Origin of the sequence: Cupriavidus oxalaticus (genome assembly GCF_016894385.1) — a bacterium.
Classification (GTDB): domain Bacteria; phylum Pseudomonadota; class Gammaproteobacteria; order Burkholderiales; family Burkholderiaceae; genus Cupriavidus; species Cupriavidus oxalaticus.
The window spans coordinates 2549424-2567918 of record NZ_CP069812.1; the positions used below are offsets into that span (position 1 = coordinate 2549424).

Sequence of the window (18495 nt, forward strand, 5' to 3'; positions counted from 1 at the left end):
CACCGCTGCCCACCCCACAAAATGACAGTCATCAAGCAAGAAGACCTCATCCAGAGCGTCGCCGACTCCCTGCAGTACATCAGCTACTACCACCCGATGGACTACATCACCAGCCTGGGCCGTGCCTATGAGCTGGAGCAGAGCCCGGCGGCCAAGGACGCGATCGCGCAGATCCTGACCAACAGCCGCATGTGCGCGGAAGGCAAGCGCCCGATCTGCCAGGACACCGGCATCGTCACGGTCTTCGTCAAGGTGGGCATGGACGTGCGGTGGGATGGTGCCACCATGGGCCTGACCGACATGATCAACGAAGGCGTGCGCCGCGGTTACACGCACCCCGACAACGTGCTGCGCGCCTCGATCGTCAGCCCGCCCGAAGGCGGCCGCAAGAACACCAGGGACAACACCCCGGCCGTGATCCACTATGAAGTGGTGCCGGGCAACACCGTCGACATCCAGGTCGCGGCCAAGGGCGGCGGCTCGGAGAACAAGTCCAAGTTCGTGATGCTGAACCCGTCGGACTCGATCGTCGACTGGGTGCTGAAGACCGTGCCGACCATGGGCGCCGGCTGGTGCCCGCCGGGCATGCTGGGCATCGGCATCGGCGGCACCGCCGAAAAGGCGATGGTGATGGCCAAGGAATCGCTGATGGAATCCATCGACATCCAGGACATCATCGCCCGCGGCCCGAAGGACTGGGTCGAGGAACTGCGCGTCGAGCTGTACGAGAAGGTCAACGCGCTGGGCATCGGCGCGCAGGGCCTGGGCGGCCTGGCCACCGTGCTGGACGTCAAGATCATGGCCTGCCCGACGCACGCCGCGTCCAAGCCGGTCGCGATGATCCCGAACTGCGCCGCCACCCGCCACGTGCACTTCACGCTGGACGGCAGCGGCCCGGCCAGGCTGGAAGCGCCGGACCTGTCGCAATGGCCGAAGGTCGAATGGGCGCCGAACACCGAAACGTCCAAGCGCGTCGACCTGAACACGCTGACGCCGGAAGAAGTCGCCTCGTGGAAGCCGGGCCAGACCCTGCTGCTCAACGGCAAGATGCTGACCGGCCGCGACGCCGCGCACAAGCGCATCGCCGACATGCTGGCCAAGGGCGAGAAACTGCCGGTGGACTTCAAGAACCGCGTGATCTACTACGTCGGCCCGGTCGATCCGGTGCGCGACGAGGCGGTCGGCCCGGCCGGCCCCACCACCGCCACGCGCATGGACAAGTTCACCGAGATGATGCTGGCCGAAACCGGCCTGATCTCGATGATCGGCAAGGCCGAGCGCGGCCCGGCAGCCATCGAGGCGATCAAGAAGCACAAGTCGGCCTACCTGATGGCCGTGGGCGGCGCCGCCTACCTGGTGGCCAAGGCGATCAAGGAAGCCAAGGTGGTCGGCTTCGAAGACCTCGGCATGGAAGCCATCTACGAGTTCGACGTCAAGGACATGCCGGTGACGGTCGCCGTGGACAGCGAAGGCACCTCGGTGCACAAGACCGGCCCCGCCGAGTGGCAGGCCAAGATCGGCAAGATCCCGGTTGCCGCGCTGTAACCGACCGCAAGCAGTACTCCCCTCTCCCGCTTGCGGGAGAGGGGTTGGGGGTGAGGGCCGGCGCTTGCAAGAGCGACGGCCCTCACTTCGTTGAAGCGCCCGCCCTCACCCCCGGCCCCTCTCCCGCCAGGCGGGAGAGGGGAGAAACCCCTCTCCTCTCCGCTTACGTGAACCCCGCATCCATCGGCGTCTTCGATTCCGGCCTTGGCGGCCTGTCCGTGCTGCGCGAGATCCGCGCGCTGCTGCCGCATGAATCGCTGCTGTATCTGGCCGACTCGAAATACGCGCCTTATGGCGAAAAACCCGAGACGTTCGTCGAGGCGCGCACGCTGCAGGCGTGCGAATGGCTGCTCGGCCAGGGCTGCAAGGCGCTGGTGATCGCCTGCAATACGGCGACCATGCACGCGGTGCAGACGCTGCGCGAACGGTTGCCGGTGCCGATCATCGGCGTCGAGCCCGGCCTCAAGCCCGCCGCCGCGGCGAGCCGCAGCAAGGTGGTGGGCGTGCTCGCCACCGCCAATACCCTCAAGAGCGCCAAGTTCGGGCGGCTGCTGTCCTCGCTCGCGGGTGAAAGCCGCTTTATCTGCGAGGCGGGCCTTGGCCTGGTATCGCTGATCGAGCAAGGCGATCTCGACGGCCCCGCCGTGCGCGAGCGCCTCGATGCCTACCTCACTCCCATGCTCGAAGCCGGTGCCGACACGCTGGTGCTGGGCTGCACCCACTACCCTTTCCTGTCCGGCACGATCCGCGAGATGGTCGGAGACCAGCTGGCGCTGGTCGACACCGGCAGCGCCATTGCGCGCCAGCTCGCCCGCAAGCTGGCCGAGCACGGCCTTTGCGCGGACGCCGGCGCGCTGCCGCGCGACCGCTTCGTTTCCACCAAGGACGCCGCGCACTTGCACGCGATGGCGGCAGCGCTGCTGCGGGTGGACGCGGATGCGGAAACAGCGGTGATCGAACCGGCGCCAGCCTTCTAGCCGGCGCCGGCCCTGCTGCAGGCTATTGCAGGAAGCCCAGCGGCCGGTGCGCCCGCACCTCCGGCTTGATGGCATGTTCCTGGCGCAGCTGCGCCAGGAACTCCTCCGGCGTCAGCGCCTCGCCCAGCAGCACGCACTGGCGCTTGACGGTGGCGAAATCGCCCGGCGTCAGGCAATCCATCGCATCCAGTTCGCGCCGCATGCCATCGCTCAACAGGGTCGCGTCGCTGCCCAGCGCTTCGTCGACGAACATCGCCGCCCGCTGCTCCGGCTTCAGCGCCAGGAAACGGATCTTGAACGAGAAGCGCCGCAGCGCGGCCTCGTCGATGCGGTCGAACAGGTTGGTGGTGCAGATGAAGATGCCGTTGAAGCGCTCCATGCCTTGCAGCATCTCGTTGACCTCGGAGATCTCGTAGTTGCGCACCGCCTGCTGGCGGCTCTGCATGAAGCTGTCCGCCTCGTCCAGCAACAGCACCGCGCCGTCTTCCTCGGCGCGGGCGAACATCGCCGCGATCTGCTGCTCGGTCTCGCCCACGTACTTGCTCATCAGGTCCGAGGCACGCCGGATCATCAGCGGCAGGTCCAGCTCGGCGGCGATATGCTCGGCCAGCGCGGTCTTGCCGGTGCCGGGCGGCCCATAGAAGCACAGCGTGCCGCGCTGGCGCACGCGCAGTGCGTCGACGATCTTCGCCACCTCGTAGCGGGTTTCCAGGTGCAGGTTTTCCAGCCGGTAATGCGTGACGATGGGCCGGGCCTCGGCCTCGGGACGCAGGCCCATGGCGCGGTCGGCATGCTCCAGCTGGCGCAGGATCAGCGCTTCGACCGGCTCCTGCACATCGGGCCGCGCCAGCTCGACAAAGCGCGCCGCCGACTGCACCTGCGCCGGCGTCAGCGTCTTGCGCGCGGCCAGGCCGCTGATGAAGGCATCGCTGACATCCAGCCCGCCCAGGTGCTTGCGGATGATGTTTTCGCGCACCAGCGGCGGCGGGATCTTCAGCTCCAGGTGGAACTGGAAGCGGCGCAGGTAGGCCGGGTCGATCTGCCGGATCGAATTGGAGATCCAGATCACCGGCACCGGGTTCTGCTCGAGCGTCTGGTTGACCCACGCCTTGCCGTTGACCGACGCGCGCGTATCTTCCTGGCCGAACAGGCTCATCAGCTCGCGCGCGCTGCCGGGGAAAACGTCTTCCACTTCATCGAACAGCAGCGCGGTATGCGCACGGCCGCGCAGGAAGGCCTGCGAGACCTGCAGCGAGCGATAACGATCCTTGCCCGACAGGCTGTTGCCGTCGCGGTCCAGGCAATCCACCTCGTACAGCTCGCAACCGGCTTCGCGCGCCAGCAGGCGCGCGAATTCAGTCTTGCCGGTGCCGGGCGGGCCGTAGATCAGCACGTTGACCCCGCTGGCGTGCTGGCGCGTGGCGTTGGCGAGCAGCGCGCACAGGTAGCGGGCATCGGTCTCGACATGCGGGTAGTCGGCGACGGTCAGCGTAGGCGGCGCGGCCGGGCGGGTGAACACCGCCATCATCTCGGCCTCGTTGGCGTAATTGCCCAGCAGCACGTGCAGCAGGCGGTCGGACAGGCGCATCAGGTCGCCCAGGTCGGTCACGCTGTTCTCGGGCAGCGGCTGCTCGATCAGGTTCAGCGTTTCCAGCCGCGAGCCCGGGCGCAGCGACGCCGCCACATCGGCGGCCCCGGCGCCGGTCAGGCCGGCCAGGATCTGGAAGGCTTCCTGGCTGTGCGCCACCTTGCAATCGACCATGACCGCGCGCAGGTCGCGCTTGTACTTGGCCAGCGCCGCGTACAGCAGCAGCTTGCGCTCGTGGTCGGGCAGGTCCAGCACGCGGCTGAGCATGTCGATATTGCGCACCAGCAGCACGCGCTCGCCGTCCAGCCGCTGCGCGATGGCGGCGGCCGAGGCGTCGAACACGGCGAACATGTCCTTGGCGTGGTGCTTGACGTACTCGTCGAGGTAATAGAACAGCGCGCTTTCGTCGAAGGCGCTGTTCCACTGGCCGTGGCGGTCCAGGAATTCCTCGGGCGTCAGCCGCGCCGCCCCCTTCCACGCGGGCATGTCGGCGCAGCGGGCGGCCAGGAAGCGCTGCACGCGCAGCACCACCCCATATGGCCACACCATTTCCTGCGCGCTGACGGTCAGCACATCATTGATATTGCTGCGCAGGTTGAAGCGCGGTCCCAATGCGCATACCACGCGCAGGGCAAACTGCGCGCACATCCAGTCCAGCGCGGAGCTGGACGACACCCCGGGCATGGAGCGCAGGAGCGTCGATCGGTCATCTTCAGCGGAACGTGTGAAATCCATGGACGGTTCCCCGAGCTCGCCGTGGCGGGGCCGACCGACCGGCGCACCGCCTCGTCTGCAGTTTCTTCCTATGCTAGCGCGCTTTGCCGCCCTCCGCGCATGCGCGAGCGAACCGGTCGCCAGCGACCGTGGCCTGGGCCACCGAAGCCTGTGGATCCATGCGGGCGCGCAAACCCGCGCAAGATAGCGCCAACCGCTCCACCATGCAGCCTGATCTGGCGGTATAACTTGCCGCGACAGAAAATTCCAGCTGCGGCGCACAAATCACAACAAATAAGAATCATTATCGTTTATACTAGCCAGCTGACACGCTGCCCCAGAGTGGCGCTCCCACGGCAACCCAGTTGAAGGAGCGTTTATCATGGAATTGCTGCTTAGCCTGCTGGTCGGTTGCGGCATCTCGCTGATCCTGTTCTACCGCAAGTGACGGCGCACGGTTGCTGCTGCTTGTTCCGAGCCAGGCCACATTGCGCCTGCCGGCAGACTTTTGTTGTTGACACATGTTCGACCAACGCTTCTTCAAGATTACGCTCGCCGTCCTGCTGTTCCATGCCGGCCTGCTCTACCTGATCCAGAGCGGCCTGGCCCGCAAGCTGACCGAGGCGGTGATCGCTCCCGAGATCATCGCGCGCATCATCCCGCTCGAACCGCCCAGGCAAGAGGCCCCGCCCGAGCCACCCAAACCCAAGCCCAAGCAGGAAACGCCGCCGAAGCAGGTCAAGGTGGCCCCGCCCAGGCCGACGCCGCCGCAGCCCAAGCCCACGCCGCAACCGGTAGCCGACCTGCCGCCGACGCCGAACGCGCCGGAAGCGCCGTCCGCACCGCCGGCTCCGCCCGCGCCGGCTGAACCCGCACCGGCACCGGTTTCCGCCGCGCCGCGCGCGGTTGGCATCGGCGAAATCCAGTGCACGCCGCCGCAACCGAAGTATCCTTCTCAATCGCGCCGCATGGGCGAGACCGGCAAGACCGTGGTGCGCCTGACCACCGATGAAAGCGGCAAGGTCATCAAGACCTCCGTGGTGTCATCGAGCGGCTCGTCGCGCCTGGACCAGGCCGCGGTGGAAGCCGTGCAGGCCATGCGCTGCAAGCCTTACATGGACAGCGGCCGCGCCGTCGCCGTCACGGCGCAGCAGCCGATCGGCTTCGAACTGAACTGATCGCCGATCCGCTGCGCACCATCCCGGCTACCCGATTTCCGATCATCCGATCTGACCTAAACCAAGCGAACTCACCAGGAACCCACCCATGCAGGACCTCGGACTCTCCCACCTCTGGACGCAAGGCGACTTCGTCATGCGTGCGACCGCCATCATTCTGCTGATCATGTCGCTCGCCTCTTGGATCGTGATCTTCACCAAGGCCTGGGATCTGGTGCGCCTGAAGAAGATGGCGCAAGGCGCCGAAAAGCGCTTCTGGCACTCGGACGACTTCGACCATGCGCTGGAAACCCTGGGCGCCAATGATGCCAACCCGTTCCGCACGCTGGCCATCGCCGGCAAGGAAGCCGCCCAGCACCACCGCGCCAGCCAGCCGCAGCTGCACGATGTGATGGACATCTCCGACTGGCTGACCCGCTCGCTCAAGAGCTCGATCGACGAGGCCGTGGCGCGCATGCAGTCGGGCCTGGCTGTGCTGGCTTCGGTCGGCTCGACCGCGCCGTTCGTCGGCCTGTTCGGCACCGTGTGGGGCATCTACCACGCGCTGATCGGCATCGGCGCCTCGGGCGTGCCGACCATCGACAAGGTCGCCGGCCCGGTGGGCGAGGCCCTGATCATGACCGCCTTCGGCCTGGCCGTGGCAATCCCCGCGGTGCTGGGCTATAACGCACTGACACGTGGCAACAAGGCGGTGATCTCCAAGCTCAACCGCTTCGCCCACGACCTGCACGCCTACTTCGTGACCGGCGCCCGCGTGCGCCCCACCGGTGCGCGCGCTGACGACAGCACCGTGCGCCTGGCCGCGGCCCAGCGCTAATCCGCAAGCAAGGAAGTCATCATGGCATTCGGTACTCTCGACGGTGACGACGACGAGGTGATGAGCGAGATCAACATGACGCCGCTGGTCGACGTCATGCTGGTGCTGCTGATCATCTTCATCATCACCATCCCCGTGATCAACCACGCGGTGAAGATCGACCTGCCGCGCGCCACCAACTCCCCGAACGACCCCAAGCCGCAGAACATCAACGTCTCGATCGACGCCAGCGGCAAGGTGTTCTGGAACCAGGTGGAAGTGGACCAGGCCACGCTGGAAAGCAATATTTCGCTGGCCGCGCAGCAGCAGCCGCAGCCTGAGCTGCATCTGCGCGCCGACCGCGACGTGCGCTATGAGCGCGTGGCCGAGGTCATGGCCGCTGCGCAGCACGGCGGCCTGGGCAAGATCGGCTTTATCACCGAACCCAAGCAGTAGGACACGCGCCGGCAGGCGCTGTGCGCAACAGGAAGGGCATCCCGCGGGATGCCTTTTTTCGTTTACCGGTTGCTTGCCAATGCTGATCGCTGGTCCGGACCGCTGTGGGTCGAATCTTTGGTTCAGACTATTGTAATGATAACAATTCTCATTTAATATTCTTCCATCGACTGCGCCATCGGTGGCGCGCCCCTGATGCCTTTCCCCTGCGCGCCCCGAGCGCCAGGCAGACCCGGAGCCAGATGATGAGCACACTTTCCCTGCCGCTGTCGCAACCGCGTGAAGTCACCCGCCGCCGCCTGTCACTGCGCCGTGTCGAGGTGGCCCAGTCGCACCGCGAGACGGCAGCCGCGAAGGAAGCCGCAAAGACAGCCCCGTCGACGATTGCATCGATGAAATCGGCCGTGGCCGCCCTGCCCGCCCGCCTGGAAGCGTTGGTGCGCGACAGCCTGTCGTCGGCACCCGCTGGCGAGCCGGTCGCACTGGACGCGATCATGCGCGGCAACAGCACGCTGCCGATCCTGCATAACGGCGAGGTCTACACGCTGCGCGTGACGCGCTACGGGAAGCTGATCCTGACCAAGTGACGCATCCCGGCGGCAAGGCTATGCGCTGAAGCCGAAGGGAACAGTTTGAGAACGTTTCAGGACCCGCGGCTGCCGCGGGTGCCACGCAAGTGGCAGCAAAGACTTTTGTGGGGACCACCTCGGAACGAGGTGTTGGGCAGTAGCCAGGTGCCGGCGCCGCGGCGGGAATGCCAGACTCCTCGCCGTATCGGGCTCCCCCGGAGCCGCACCCAGCCATGCCCTCTTTTATTCCGCCCCGCAGGCCAGGCCTGCGGGGCTTTTTCATGCGCGGCTTGGCGCCGCGCAACGGCATCCTGTTATTACAGGCCCAGAGCGGCGATGCCGGCGCGGGCAACCTGCGCGTCTTCGGTCGACTTCACGCCCGACACGCCGACGGCACCGACCACCTGCTCGTTGGCAACGATGGGCACGCCGCCCTCCAGCATGCCCTGCAGCACCGGCGCGGTCATGAACGAATAGCGGCCGTTGTTGATCATGTCTTCGTAGATCTTCGATTCACGACGGCCCAGGGCGGACGTACGGGCCTTCTCCGCGGCGATTTGGGCCGAGATCGGCGCAGCGCCATCCAGGCGCTGCATGGCCAGCATATGGCCGCCGTCATCGACCACGACGATGGACACGGCCCAGTGATGGTTCTTCGCTTCGGTTTCCGCCGCGGCCATGATCTTCTTCACATCGTCTGCCGTCAGAACCGTCTTTTGCTGCATGCCACTCTCCTGGTCATTCATTTGGTTGGAGATCGAAGTATACCCCGCACCCCACGCCATCGTCATCGCGCCACACAGCAAGCGGCGCACCCAACGAAAATGGCCCGCATCAGGCGGGCCATTCATCATGCAGACACTGCGGCGATCAGGCGCCGTCGGTGTACGGATCCGGCCTGGCGATACGGGCACCGTCGGTGTAAGGGTCAGGCTTGCCGATGCGCGCGCCGTCGGTGTACGGGTCGGTCTTGCCGACGCGGGCGCCATCGGTGAACGGATCGGCCTTGCCCATGCGAGCGCCGTCCAGGTACGGATCCGGCTTGCCGGTCGCGGCAAACGAGGCGGTGGACACGGCGCACAGCGCGGCCAGTACGGAGGCGGCGGCAATCGATTGTTTGAGCTTCATGAGGTTCCCCTTGCAATTCTGGTCGGTATGGGCACCGCGGCGGGCAACTCCGGAAACAAAAACCCCCGTGTGTCATCGCGATGTCATGCCTGTAGTTTAGGGAAAACCCTTATGACGCTAGACGTGATGCTTTGAGCAGTCCGTTCAAATATTTTGACCCGAATCAAGGTAGGGAGTCGTTCCGGGAACCGTCGCCCACGGCTGGTGTCGTGATACGCCACCGCAAAAGGAAAGGGCCCCGCGGGGCCCTGTCTTTCACAGCGTTTCGGCGCTTGCCGGTCAGTCGTGGCGCCAGCGGCCATGACCGCGATAGCCCGGCGGACCATAGTAGCCGTGGTGATGGCCATGGTAACGCGGCGGGCCATAGTAGCGCGGGCCATAGTAGACCGGGCGCGGACGCACCACCACGGCCGGCGGGCCGTAGTAGACCGGCGCCGGGGCCACCACCACCGGCGGGGGCGCGTAGTAGGCCGGAGCGGGCGGATAGTAGGCCGGTGCGCCAATCACGACGCCCGGAACGCCGATCGCGACGCCGACGCTCACATGGGCCATCGCGGCCCCGGATGCCAGCCCGGCTGCGACACCAAATGCTGCGAGCCACCAACGTTTCATATCCGCCTCTCAAAGTTGAGCCTTCTCTCACCCGGTATTGTAGAGGGTCGGAATTTTCCAGGTGCAACCGAAGGCACGACATTGTTACCAGCCGTAACAGTGCGTCACTTTTTCCTTCCGCTTCGCCATCTGCCTGGCGAAGCGAATTTAAGCCTGCGGCGCGCTTGCATCCGGATTGCGAAGCCACCACAATACCGGGCTTGCCGTGCGGCCGTGGAGAAATTGGTAGACTCAGCAGACTTAAAATCTGCCGCCTTTCCAGGCTTACGGGTTCGAGTCCCGTCGGCCGCACCAGGGCCACCGCAGCGGCAACCTTGCACCAAATACAAAAGAGGAGGCTCTCGCCCCCTCTTCAGAACCTTCGCGCTGCGCCGTGCTTTACGCCATCACGTAGCACATCAGCGCGCCAACCCCCATCAGGAATACAAACAGCACCCCGGCCAGTGCCAGCGGCTTGCGTCCGGCGCGCACCAGGTCGCCGATGCGGGTATGCAGTCCGATCGCCAGCATCGCACAGGCCAACAGCCAGTTGTCCAGCGCGATCAGCGGGGCCTTCAACGCGGCAGGCACCGTGCCGGCCGAGTTGAGCGCCATCACCGCGACAAAGCCCACCGCAAACCACGGCACCGACTTCAGGATCCCGGCAAAGCGGCCCTTGCCGGCGGGCGCCTGGCCTGCCTCGGCCTTGCCTTGCGGCCACAGCGCCATCACCAGCAGCAGCGGCCCCAGCGCCAGCACGCGCACCATCTTGGCCACCACCGCGGCATCGGCGGTCGGCTCGCTGATCATCTTGCCCGCGGCGATCACCTGTGCCACCTCATGCAGCGTCGCGCCGGTGAAGATGCCGAACATGCGCTCGCTGACCGCCCAGTGCCAATGGCCGTTGGCCAGTTCGAACAGGTAAGGATAGAGCAGCATGCCGACCGTGCCGAACAGCACCACCGTGGCGACCGCCACCGCGGTCTGGCGGTCGTCGGTGCGCACCACCGACGACACCGCGATGGCCGCGGCCGCGCCGCAGATGGCGCTGCCGGAACTGACCAGGATCGCTTCGCGGCGGCTCAGCCCGAAGAAGGTCGTGCCGACCCAGGTACCGAACAGCAGCGTGGCGACCAGCATCGTCAGCGGCACGACGATGCCCGGCAGGCCCAGTGCGACGATGGACGCAAACGTCAGCCGCAGCCCGTACAGTGCCACGCCCAGCCGCAGCAGGTAATGGCGTGCCACCTGCATCCCGGGTGCCAGCGGCGCCAGCCAGTGTTTCGGCAGCGTATTGGCAGCGACCATGCCTGCGCACATGGCAAGCGTCAGTGCGCTCAGGCCATAGCGGGCGATCGCCGGATGCTCGGCCAGCGCCAGTGCCAGCCAGGCAATGCCGCCCAGCGGCACAAGCGTCAGCAGGCGCTGGGACCAGGGCGGGGAAACCGCTGCCGGCGTGGCGGCAGCGGTGCGGGGGGCATTGCTGGAGGTGGCGGAAGACATGGCAGTTCACTTGTTCTGTAGTGACTCCAGCGTACTGGCCCGCCCTTAACCCGTAAAACGGGTAATATCGCTATGCGTTATCTATTCTTTCGATATGGAATACCGTCCAGAACACCGCCCCGAGCAGCGCCCCCTGCGCCTCACGTTGCGCCAGCTGTCTGTCTTCGTCGCCGTCGCCCAGCATGGCAGCACCATGGCAGCCGCGCACGCGCTGGCGATGTCGCAGTCGGCCGTCAGCGCTTCGCTGGCAGAACTGGAACGTGCGCTGGACAGCCCGCTGTTCGATCGCATCGCACGCCGCCTCAGCATCAACGAGACCGGCCGCCAGTTCTTCCCGCGCGCGCTGGCGCTGCTGGACCAGGCGCACGAGCTGGAGCGCTTTGCCACGCAGACCGGCGTGCAGCTGCGCATCGCGGCCAGCAACACCATCGGCAGCTATATCCTGCCGCCGCTGCTGGCGGGTTTCCGTCATTCGCGCAGCGGACCCTGCACGCTGGACCTGCGCATCGGCAACACCCGCGAAGTGCTGCAATCGCTGCTGCAGTTCGAAGCCGACATCGGCCTGGTGGAAGGCGCCAGCCACGAACGCGACCTGCGCAGCATGCACTGGTGCGATGACGAGATGGTGGTGGTGGTCGGCCCGTCGCATGCGCTGGCGCTCGCGCCGGACGACCTGGTGGCATTGCGCGATGCCGAGTGGATCGTGCGCGAACCGGGCTCGGGCACGCGCGAGGTGATCGAGGAACGACTGGTACCGTTACTGGGCGAACTGCGCTTCGCCCTGGAACTGGGCAACGCCGAAGCGATCAAGCGCGCGGTGATGAGCGGCTTCGGCGTCAGTTGCCTGTCGTTACACGTGGTGCGCGACGAACTCGCGCAAGGCACGCTGGTGGCGATCCGCGAAGGCTTGCCGCGCATCGTGCGGCCGCTGCAGCTGGTCGTGCACCAGGACAAATTCCCGACGCAAGGCCTGCTGGCCTTCACCGAATACCTGCGCACCATGGCGCCGCGTATCGGCGCATGATGCGTGGCGCATCCGGGCGCATGATGCGTGGCGCGGACCAACAGGCGGACAGCTAGGCCGCCTGCGGCTCGCGGCGCTTGCTGCGCGCAGTGTACAGGTCGAGCAGCTGGAACAGCACGGGGTTGAGCATGATCGACAGCAACGCGCCCGCCAGGATCAGTGCCTGGCCGCGCTCGGGCAAGATGTTCAGGTAGACGCCCAGGCTCGCCAGGATGAAGGAAAACTCGCCGATCTGCGCGAGGCTGACGGCAATCGTCATGCCGGTCTGCCCGGAGTGCCCGAACACCCGCACGATGCCCATCGCCGCCAGCGATTTGCCGACCACGATGATAAACAGCGTCGACATCACGCCCCACGGGTCGTTGACCAGCACCATGGGATCGAACAGCATGCCGACCGAGACGAAGAACAGCACCGAGAAGGCATCGCGCAACGGCAACGACTCTTCGGCCGCGCGATGACTGAATTCGGATTCGGCCAGCACCATGCCGGCAAAGAATGCGCCCAGTGCGAAGGAGACGCCAAACAATGAATACGCGCCGTAGGCCACGCCCAGCGCAGTCGCCAGCACGCCCAGGCGGAACATCTCGCGATTGCCGGTCCAGACGATGCGCTCGAGCATCCACGGGATAAAGCGACGCCCGATCAGCAGCATCACCGCGACAAAGGCGGCGACCTTGCCCAGCGTCGAGAACACCGCCAGCAGGACTTCGCCGGTACTCGGACCGCCTTCGCTGCCGGTATCTGCAGCGCCGGCAAGGAGTCCTGCCATCGCCGGCAACAGCACCAGCGCCAGCACCATGGCCAGGTCTTCGACGATCAGCCAGCCTACCGCGATCCGCCCCTGGGGCGACTCCACCAGGTCGCGCTCCTGCAGCGCCTTGAGCAGCACCACGGTACTGGCCACCGACAGCGCCAGCCCGTAAACCAATCCCTGCCCCCAGGACCAGCCGAAACCCCACGCCACCAGCATGCCAAGAAAGGTCGCGATACCGATCTGCACGACTGCTCCGGGGATCGCGATGCGCTTCACCGCCATCAGGTCCTTGATCGAGAAATGCAGCCCGACGCCGAACATCAGCAGGATCACGCCGAGCTCGGCCAGTTCCGGCGCGAGCGCCTGGTCGGCCGTGTAGCCCGGGGTATGCGGTCCTACCACGATCCCCGCGCACAGGTAGCCAATCAGCGGCGGCAGCCGCAGCTTGCTGGCGATGGCGCCAAGAACGAAGGCCAGGACGATACCGCCGACGATGGTGCTGATGAGCGGGGTGGCGTGATGCATGCGTGCGGGGTTCCTCGTGTCAGGGGCTGGACGGCGATGGCTGGATCCCACCCGCCTCTCCCACACGCGCGCCACGATGCCGCGGACCACCCTGCGGCGCGCACCAGCGGTCGGTGCGGCACGATCGGCAACCTCGGAACGGGGACAAGCAGGGAAAGAACGGGAAGTGCCGCAGCGGCCCCGGACACGCTGGAGGCGCGCCACGGATCGGGAATGGCGTATGACATGCTGCGCCGCGATCCATCACGCGGCGCACCCCGAAAAGCGTACGACAGGAGTAATGTAACATGCCCGCCACGCGCTCAAAGCGCCGAAATGCGAGGCAATTCCTGGCAACGGCAACCTAATTCGATGGCGTAGCGGATTGCGTAAAGCAAAAGCGGCGCCTTTGGGCGCCGCTTTTGCTTTACAACTGGAGGCGGAGGTCGGAATCGAACCGGCGTACACGGCTTTGCAGGCCGCTGCATAACCACTCTGCCACCCCGCCAGGTGACGTGATGCTGGATTGTAGCTGCATTCAGCCAGTGCTGCCGGCGTGCCTGCAGAGCAATTCAACCCAAACAAAAAGGGAAGCGGTGCTTCCCTTTGGGGATTGGAGCGGGAGACGAGTCTCGAACTCGCGACCTCAACCTTGGCAAGGTTGCGCTCTACCAACTGAGCTACTCCCGCGTACAACTTTTTGCTGCCAGCCCGGCAGGGTGCCATGCACGATGCCGAACCTTCGATAACCTGGAGCGGGAGACGAGTCTCGAACTCGCGACCTCAACCTTGGCAAGGTTGCGCTCTACCAACTGAGCTACTCCCGCAGGGTACTGCTTCAAAAACTTTTCAAGGCATTTTGTTTCGCAATTTGCCGCTATCACACAACATCTTGCGCCAAACTCGCCTTATCTCGCTGCTTTCGTTTGCATCGTCAGCAACGAGAATGAGATTATGCAAAAAGCTCCTCTCTGCGTCAACACCTTTTTGGAATTTCTTTTCACTTCCGGGCGCCGGCACTCGCCACGACATTGCTGCGCTCGCGGATCTGCGGCCAGGCCAGCTTCATGTAATAGATCATCGACCACAGCGTCAGCACCGCCGCCAGATAGATCATCCACGTGCCCAGCAAGTAGGCGTCGAAGCCGAACAGTTGGCCGCTGAACAGCAGCAGCGGGATCGCGATCATCTGCACGGTGGTCTTCAGCTTGCCGAGGAAATTCACCGCCACGCTCTTGGACGCGCCGATCTGCGCCATCCACTCGCGCAGCGCCGAGATCGTGATCTCGCGTCCGATGATGACCAGCGCGATCAGGTCGGTGACCCGGTCCAGCGCCAGCAGCGACAGCAACGCGGCCGTCACCATCAGCTTGTCGGCGACGGGGTCGAGAAATGCGCCGAACGACGAGGTCTGATTCCAGCGCCGCGCCAGGAAGCCGTCGAGCCAGTCCGTCACCGCGGCGATGATAAAGAACGCCGCCGCCGTCAGGTTCTTGGTGTGCATGGGAAGCCATGCGTCGGGCAGGTAGAACACGCCCACCACCAGGGGAATCATGGCGACACGAAGCCAGGTCAGCAGGATCGGGATATTGAAAGGCATGGAGCTCGGGCGGCGGGGGAACGTGACCAATCCCGCGATTGTCGCCGATTTCGGGACCAATCGACCATCATTGGTCATTTTCCTGCCCGCGCCAGCAACTGCCGCGGGTCAATGCAGCTGCCGGTAGATCTCCTCGGCCAGCCCGCGCGAGATGCCCTCGACGCTGGCCAGCTCGTCGATGCTGGCGGCCATCACGCCGCGCAGGCCGCCGAAACGGGTCAGCAGCTTCTGCCGCCGGCGCGCGCCCACCCCTTCGATTTCTTCCAGCCGCGAGGTCGTGCGCGCCTTGGCCCGGCGCGCGCGCATGCCGGTGATGGCGAAGCGGTGGGCCTCGTCGCGGATCTGCGCCACCAGCATCAGCGCCGCGCTGCCCTGCCCCAGTTCCAGCGAGGACCGGCCATCGGCGAACACCAGTGTCTCCAGCCCGACCTTGCGCCCTTCGCCCTTGGCCACGCCGACCAGCAGGCCGATATCCAGCCCCAGCTCCTCGAACACCTGGCGCGCCACTTCGACCTGGCCCTTGCCGCCGTCGATCAGCACGATCTGCGGCAGCAGCGCGGCGGCTTCGCTGCCCGCCTGCGCGCCGCCGTCTTCCTGGATCTGCTCGACCAGCTTCTGGTAGCGCCGCGTCAGCACCTGGCGCATGGCGGCATAGTCGTCGCCGGGGATGATGTCCTGGATGTTGTAGCGGCGGTATTCGCTGTTCTGCATGTCATGGTGGTGGTACACCACGCACGACGCCTGCGTCGCCTCGCCGGCGGTATGGCTGATATCGAAGCACTCCACCCGCAGCAGCGCCAGGTCTTCCAGGTCCAGTCCGATGGTTTCCGCCAGCGCGCGCGTACGCCCCTCCTGGCTGCCCTGCTCGGCCAGCCGGCGCGACAGCGCCAGCGCCGCGCCCTGCTGCGCCATCTCGAGCCACACCTTGCGCTGGCCCTGCGGCTGGCGCACCAGCGCTACCTTGCGGCCGGCGTGCAGCGACAGCGCCTCCAGCACCGCGCCGTCGTCCGGCACATGGCTGACGACGATGATGGGCGGCGCGGCTTGCTCCAGGTAATGCTGCACCATGAAGGCGGACAACACCCGGGCGGCGATCCGCTCGACGGTGAGCGGTAGCGTGGCCTCGGCGGCGCCGGCTTCGTCCAGCGTGTCGCGCTGGTCGGCATCCTCGACGATCATCGCGGCCTCGTCGGCATGGGCCGGGAAATAGGCCTTGTCGCCCAGATGGCGGCCGCCGCGCACCATGGCCAGGTTGACGCAGGCGCGCCCGCCTTCCACCGCCACGGCCAGCACGTCGATATCGCGCGCCTGCCCGCCCACTTCCTCCACCGCCTGGCGCTTGAGCACGGTCGACAGCGCCGCGATCTGGTCGCGCACCGCGGCGGCCTGCTCGAATTCGAGCCGCTCGGCATGCTGTTCCATCTTGCCCTGCAGGCCTTCCAGCACTTCGGTCTGGCGGCCCTGGAGGAAGCGCGCCGCGTTGGCAACGTCGCGCGCGTAGTCCTCTTCGCTGATGGCATTGACGCACGGGCCCGTGCAGCGATGGATCTGGTGCAGCAGGCAAGGCCGGGTGCGGTTGTTGAAGACGGTGTCCTCGCAGGTGCGCAGCTGGAACACCTTCTGCAGGATCTGCATGCTCTCGCGCACCGCATAGGCGCTCGGGAACGGGCCGAAGTACTGGTGCTTGCGGTCGGTGGCGCCGCGGTAGTACGCCATGCGCGGAAAGCGGTGCCCGGTCAGCTTCAGGAACGGATACGACTTGTCGTCGCGGAACAGGATGTTGTAGCGCGGCGCCAGCGCCTTGATCAGGTTGTTCTCGAGCAGCAGCGCCTCGGCCTCGGTGCGCACCACCGTGGTCTCGATGCGGACGATGCGCGCCACCATCATCGCGATGCGCGGCGACAGCTGGGTCTTGGTGAAATAGCTGGAAACCCGCTTCTTCAGGTCGCGCGCCTTGCCGACATACAGCACGTTGCCGGCGGCATCGAAATAGCGGTACACGCCGGGCAGGCCCGGCAGGCGCGAGATGACCGGCTTGGGGTCAAAGGGCTGTGGCGGCAGTTCGCCCGGCGCTTCGGCCGGAACTTCGGCCGGCGCTTCGGCCGCCACATCGGCCTCGGGTTTCGGTGAATCGGATTGCTGGTCGGACATTGGGGGACGGTGACCGCTACACGACCCGCGCGCAACAAAGTGGCGCGGCCTCTAAAATCGCAAGTTTAGAGCAATTCAGCGCGCGTCCCGCCCGCGCGCGCCTTTACCCGCCATGCCTATCCGCTCCTGGGACATCTTCTGCACCGTGATCGACAATTTCGGCGACATCGGCGTCTGCTGGCGTCTGGCCCGCCAGCTTGCGCAGGAGCACGGGCACGCGGTGCGGCTATGGGTCGATGACCTGGCGAGCTTCGCACGGCTGGCGCCGGAGCTCGATAGCGGCGCCATCGTGCAGCGCCTGGCGGGGGTTGAAATTCGTCCGTGGCGGCCGGCAGACCCGGGGGATGATAGCGACGTGGATGACACCGCCGGGCTAACGCCGCACGATGCCGTCATCGAAGCCTTCGCCTGCGAAGTGCCGCAAGCCTTCCTGGCCCGCATGGCCGCACGTGACCCCAAGCCCGCCTGGATCAACCTGGAATACCTGAGCGCCGAGCCATGGGTGCGGGAGCACCATGCGATGCCCTCGCCCCACCCGCGGCTGCCGCTGGTGAAGCATTTCTTCTTCCCCGGCTTCGAGCCCGGCACCGGCGGCCTGCTGCGGGAATCGATGCTGGGCGCGCAGCGCGCCGCCTTCCTCGGCGGCACGGCCGCCCAGGCGGCCTTGTGGCACCGGCTGAGCGTGACGCCCAGGCCCGGCGCGCTGCGGGTGAGCCTGTTTGCCTACCGCAACCCGGCCCTGCCCGCGCTGCTGGAGCAATGGCGCGATGCCGCCGAACCGGTCCATTGCCTGGTGCCCGCGGGCCTGGCCGCCGACCAGGCCGCCGAATGGCTGGGCGTGCCGCTGCGGATCGGCGACCCGGTGGAGCGCGGCAGCCTGTGCGTGCAGATGATCCCGTTCGTGCGCCAGGAGCACTTCGACGAACTGCTGTGGGCCTGCGACCTGAACTTCGTGCGGGGCGAGGACTCGTTTGTCCGCGCGCAGTGGGCAGCGCGGCCGCTGGTCTGGCATATCTATCCCCAGGACGATGCCGCACACCGGGTCAAGCTCGACGCCTGGCTCGCCCTGTTCGGCCAAAGCGGCGTGGCGCCCGACGCAGCTGCGGCGTTGACCGATTTCTGGCACGCCTGGAACGGCTACGGCAATCCCGTCGACTGGCCGCGCCTGCGAGCGCATCTGCCGGCACTTGGCGCCATCGCGCCGCGCTGGGAGCGGCGCTTGCAGCATCCCGGAGATCTTGCCGCCAACCTGGTAGCGTTTTGCGAAAATCAGGTAAAATAACCGGTTGATCCAAATGGCGACCGGGCCGGAGAACCAGGTCCTCTCCCATGCGTCAAACGCAGTGGGATGAAGACCTGAATGCAAGCTGAGCACGGGGTCGCGAGCGCGTGGATACCGGCTTTCGGCAGAGTT

General features: G+C 66.2%; 16 protein-coding genes and 4 tRNA genes. 9 read left to right on the forward strand and 11 right to left on the reverse strand.

The annotated features are described in order from the left end of the window. Positions 1–21: 21 nt before the first annotated feature. Positions 22–1545 carry a fumarate hydratase gene (locus JTE92_RS24185; protein WP_063238256.1) on the forward strand — a complete coding sequence of 508 codons (1524 nt, stop codon included), beginning with the start codon at positions 22–24 and terminating at the stop codon, positions 1543–1545. Positions 1546–1712: 167 nt separating this feature from the next. Next, on the forward strand, positions 1713–2522 hold the full coding sequence (murI, locus tag JTE92_RS24190; RefSeq protein WP_063238272.1) for a glutamate racemase: 810 nt from the start codon (positions 1713–1715) through the stop codon (positions 2520–2522). A gap of 22 nt (positions 2523–2544) precedes the next feature. Here murI and JTE92_RS24195 read toward each other — a convergent pair whose 3' ends face one another. Then, positions 2545–4845: an AAA family ATPase gene (locus JTE92_RS24195; protein ID WP_063238273.1), complete on the reverse strand. Its 2301-nt coding sequence runs from the start codon at positions 4843–4845 to the stop codon at positions 2545–2547. 500 nt (positions 4846–5345) lie between these two features. Here JTE92_RS24195 and JTE92_RS24200 point away from each other — a divergent pair, with 500 nt between their 5' ends. The 4 genes from JTE92_RS24200 (at position 5346) to JTE92_RS24215 (ending at position 7841) form a co-directional block, all read left to right on the forward strand. Next, positions 5346–6002, forward strand: coding sequence for an energy transducer TonB (locus JTE92_RS24200; RefSeq protein WP_063238274.1), 657 nt, complete (start codon positions 5346–5348; stop codon positions 6000–6002). An 88-nt stretch (positions 6003–6090) separates the two neighbouring features. Continuing rightward, the gene (locus JTE92_RS24205) at positions 6091–6819 is read left to right on the forward strand and encodes a MotA/TolQ/ExbB proton channel family protein (protein ID WP_063238275.1); all 729 of its coding nucleotides are present in this window, start codon (positions 6091–6093) and stop codon (positions 6817–6819) included. 21 nt (positions 6820–6840) lie between these two features. Beyond that, positions 6841–7254, forward strand: coding sequence for an ExbD/TolR family protein (locus JTE92_RS24210; RefSeq protein ID WP_029046331.1), 414 nt, complete (start codon positions 6841–6843; stop codon positions 7252–7254). Between the two features lie 245 nt (positions 7255–7499). Further along, on the forward strand, positions 7500–7841 hold the full coding sequence (locus JTE92_RS24215; protein WP_063238351.1) for a hemin uptake protein HemP: 342 nt from the start codon (positions 7500–7502) through the stop codon (positions 7839–7841). A 299-nt stretch (positions 7842–8140) separates the two neighbouring features. Here the strand turns inward: JTE92_RS24215 and JTE92_RS24220 are convergent, their stop codons facing one another. The 3 genes from JTE92_RS24220 to JTE92_RS24230 all read right to left on the reverse strand — a co-directional run bounded on the left by JTE92_RS24220 (position 8141) and on the right by JTE92_RS24230 (position 9563). Continuing rightward, on the reverse strand, positions 8141–8548 hold the full coding sequence (locus JTE92_RS24220) for a heme-binding protein (protein ID WP_063238276.1): 408 nt from the start codon (positions 8546–8548) through the stop codon (positions 8141–8143). 145 nt (positions 8549–8693) lie between these two features. Beyond that, positions 8694–8951: a hypothetical protein gene (locus JTE92_RS24225; protein ID WP_063238277.1), complete on the reverse strand. Its 258-nt coding sequence runs from the start codon at positions 8949–8951 to the stop codon at positions 8694–8696. Between the two features lie 279 nt (positions 8952–9230). Continuing rightward, positions 9231–9563, reverse strand: a complete 333-nt coding sequence (locus JTE92_RS24230) for a hypothetical protein (RefSeq protein WP_063238278.1) — start codon at positions 9561–9563, stop codon at positions 9231–9233. Positions 9564–9770: 207 nt separating this feature from the next. Between JTE92_RS24230 and JTE92_RS24235 the strand changes: the two genes are divergently transcribed. Then, a tRNA-Leu gene (locus JTE92_RS24235) sits at positions 9771–9857 on the forward strand. Positions 9858–9941: 84 nt separating this feature from the next. Here the strand turns inward: JTE92_RS24235 and JTE92_RS24240 are convergent. Continuing rightward, complete coding sequence (locus JTE92_RS24240; RefSeq protein WP_063238279.1) at positions 9942–11045, reverse strand: YeiH family protein; 1104 nt, start codon at positions 11043–11045, stop codon at positions 9942–9944. Between the two features lie 94 nt (positions 11046–11139). Between JTE92_RS24240 and JTE92_RS24245 the strand changes: the two genes are divergently transcribed. Continuing rightward, entirely contained in the window at positions 11140–12069 is a 930-nt protein-coding gene (locus JTE92_RS24245) for a LysR family transcriptional regulator (RefSeq protein ID WP_063238280.1), read from the forward strand. A 52-nt stretch (positions 12070–12121) separates the two neighbouring features. On the opposite strand, the gene JTE92_RS24250 is transcribed toward JTE92_RS24245, so the two are convergent. From JTE92_RS24250 to uvrC, 6 genes are all read right to left on the reverse strand, one after another. Next, the gene (locus JTE92_RS24250; protein ID WP_084254508.1) at positions 12122–13351 is read right to left on the reverse strand and encodes a cation:proton antiporter domain-containing protein; all 1230 of its coding nucleotides are present in this window, start codon (positions 13349–13351) and stop codon (positions 12122–12124) included. A 413-nt stretch (positions 13352–13764) separates the two neighbouring features. Beyond that, positions 13765–13838: transfer RNA gene (locus JTE92_RS24255), tRNA-Cys, on the reverse strand. Positions 13839–13944: 106 nt separating this feature from the next. Then, positions 13945–14020 (reverse strand) — tRNA-Gly (locus JTE92_RS24260). A gap of 61 nt (positions 14021–14081) precedes the next feature. After that, positions 14082–14157, reverse strand: a tRNA-Gly gene (locus JTE92_RS24265). Between the two features lie 173 nt (positions 14158–14330). Beyond that, complete coding sequence (pgsA, locus tag JTE92_RS24270) at positions 14331–14930, reverse strand: CDP-diacylglycerol--glycerol-3-phosphate 3-phosphatidyltransferase (RefSeq protein WP_063238281.1); 600 nt, start codon at positions 14928–14930, stop codon at positions 14331–14333. A 108-nt stretch (positions 14931–15038) separates the two neighbouring features. Beyond that, positions 15039–17081 carry an excinuclease ABC subunit UvrC gene (gene uvrC / locus JTE92_RS24275; protein WP_063238282.1) on the reverse strand — a complete coding sequence of 681 codons (2043 nt, stop codon included), beginning with the start codon at positions 17079–17081 and terminating at the stop codon, positions 15039–15041. Positions 17082–17193: 112 nt separating this feature from the next. Between uvrC and earP the strand changes: the two genes are divergently transcribed. Further along, positions 17194–18363 carry an elongation factor P maturation arginine rhamnosyltransferase EarP gene (gene earP / locus JTE92_RS24280; RefSeq protein ID WP_063238283.1) on the forward strand — a complete coding sequence of 390 codons (1170 nt, stop codon included), beginning with the start codon at positions 17194–17196 and terminating at the stop codon, positions 18361–18363. Positions 18364–18495 lie beyond the last annotated feature (132 nt).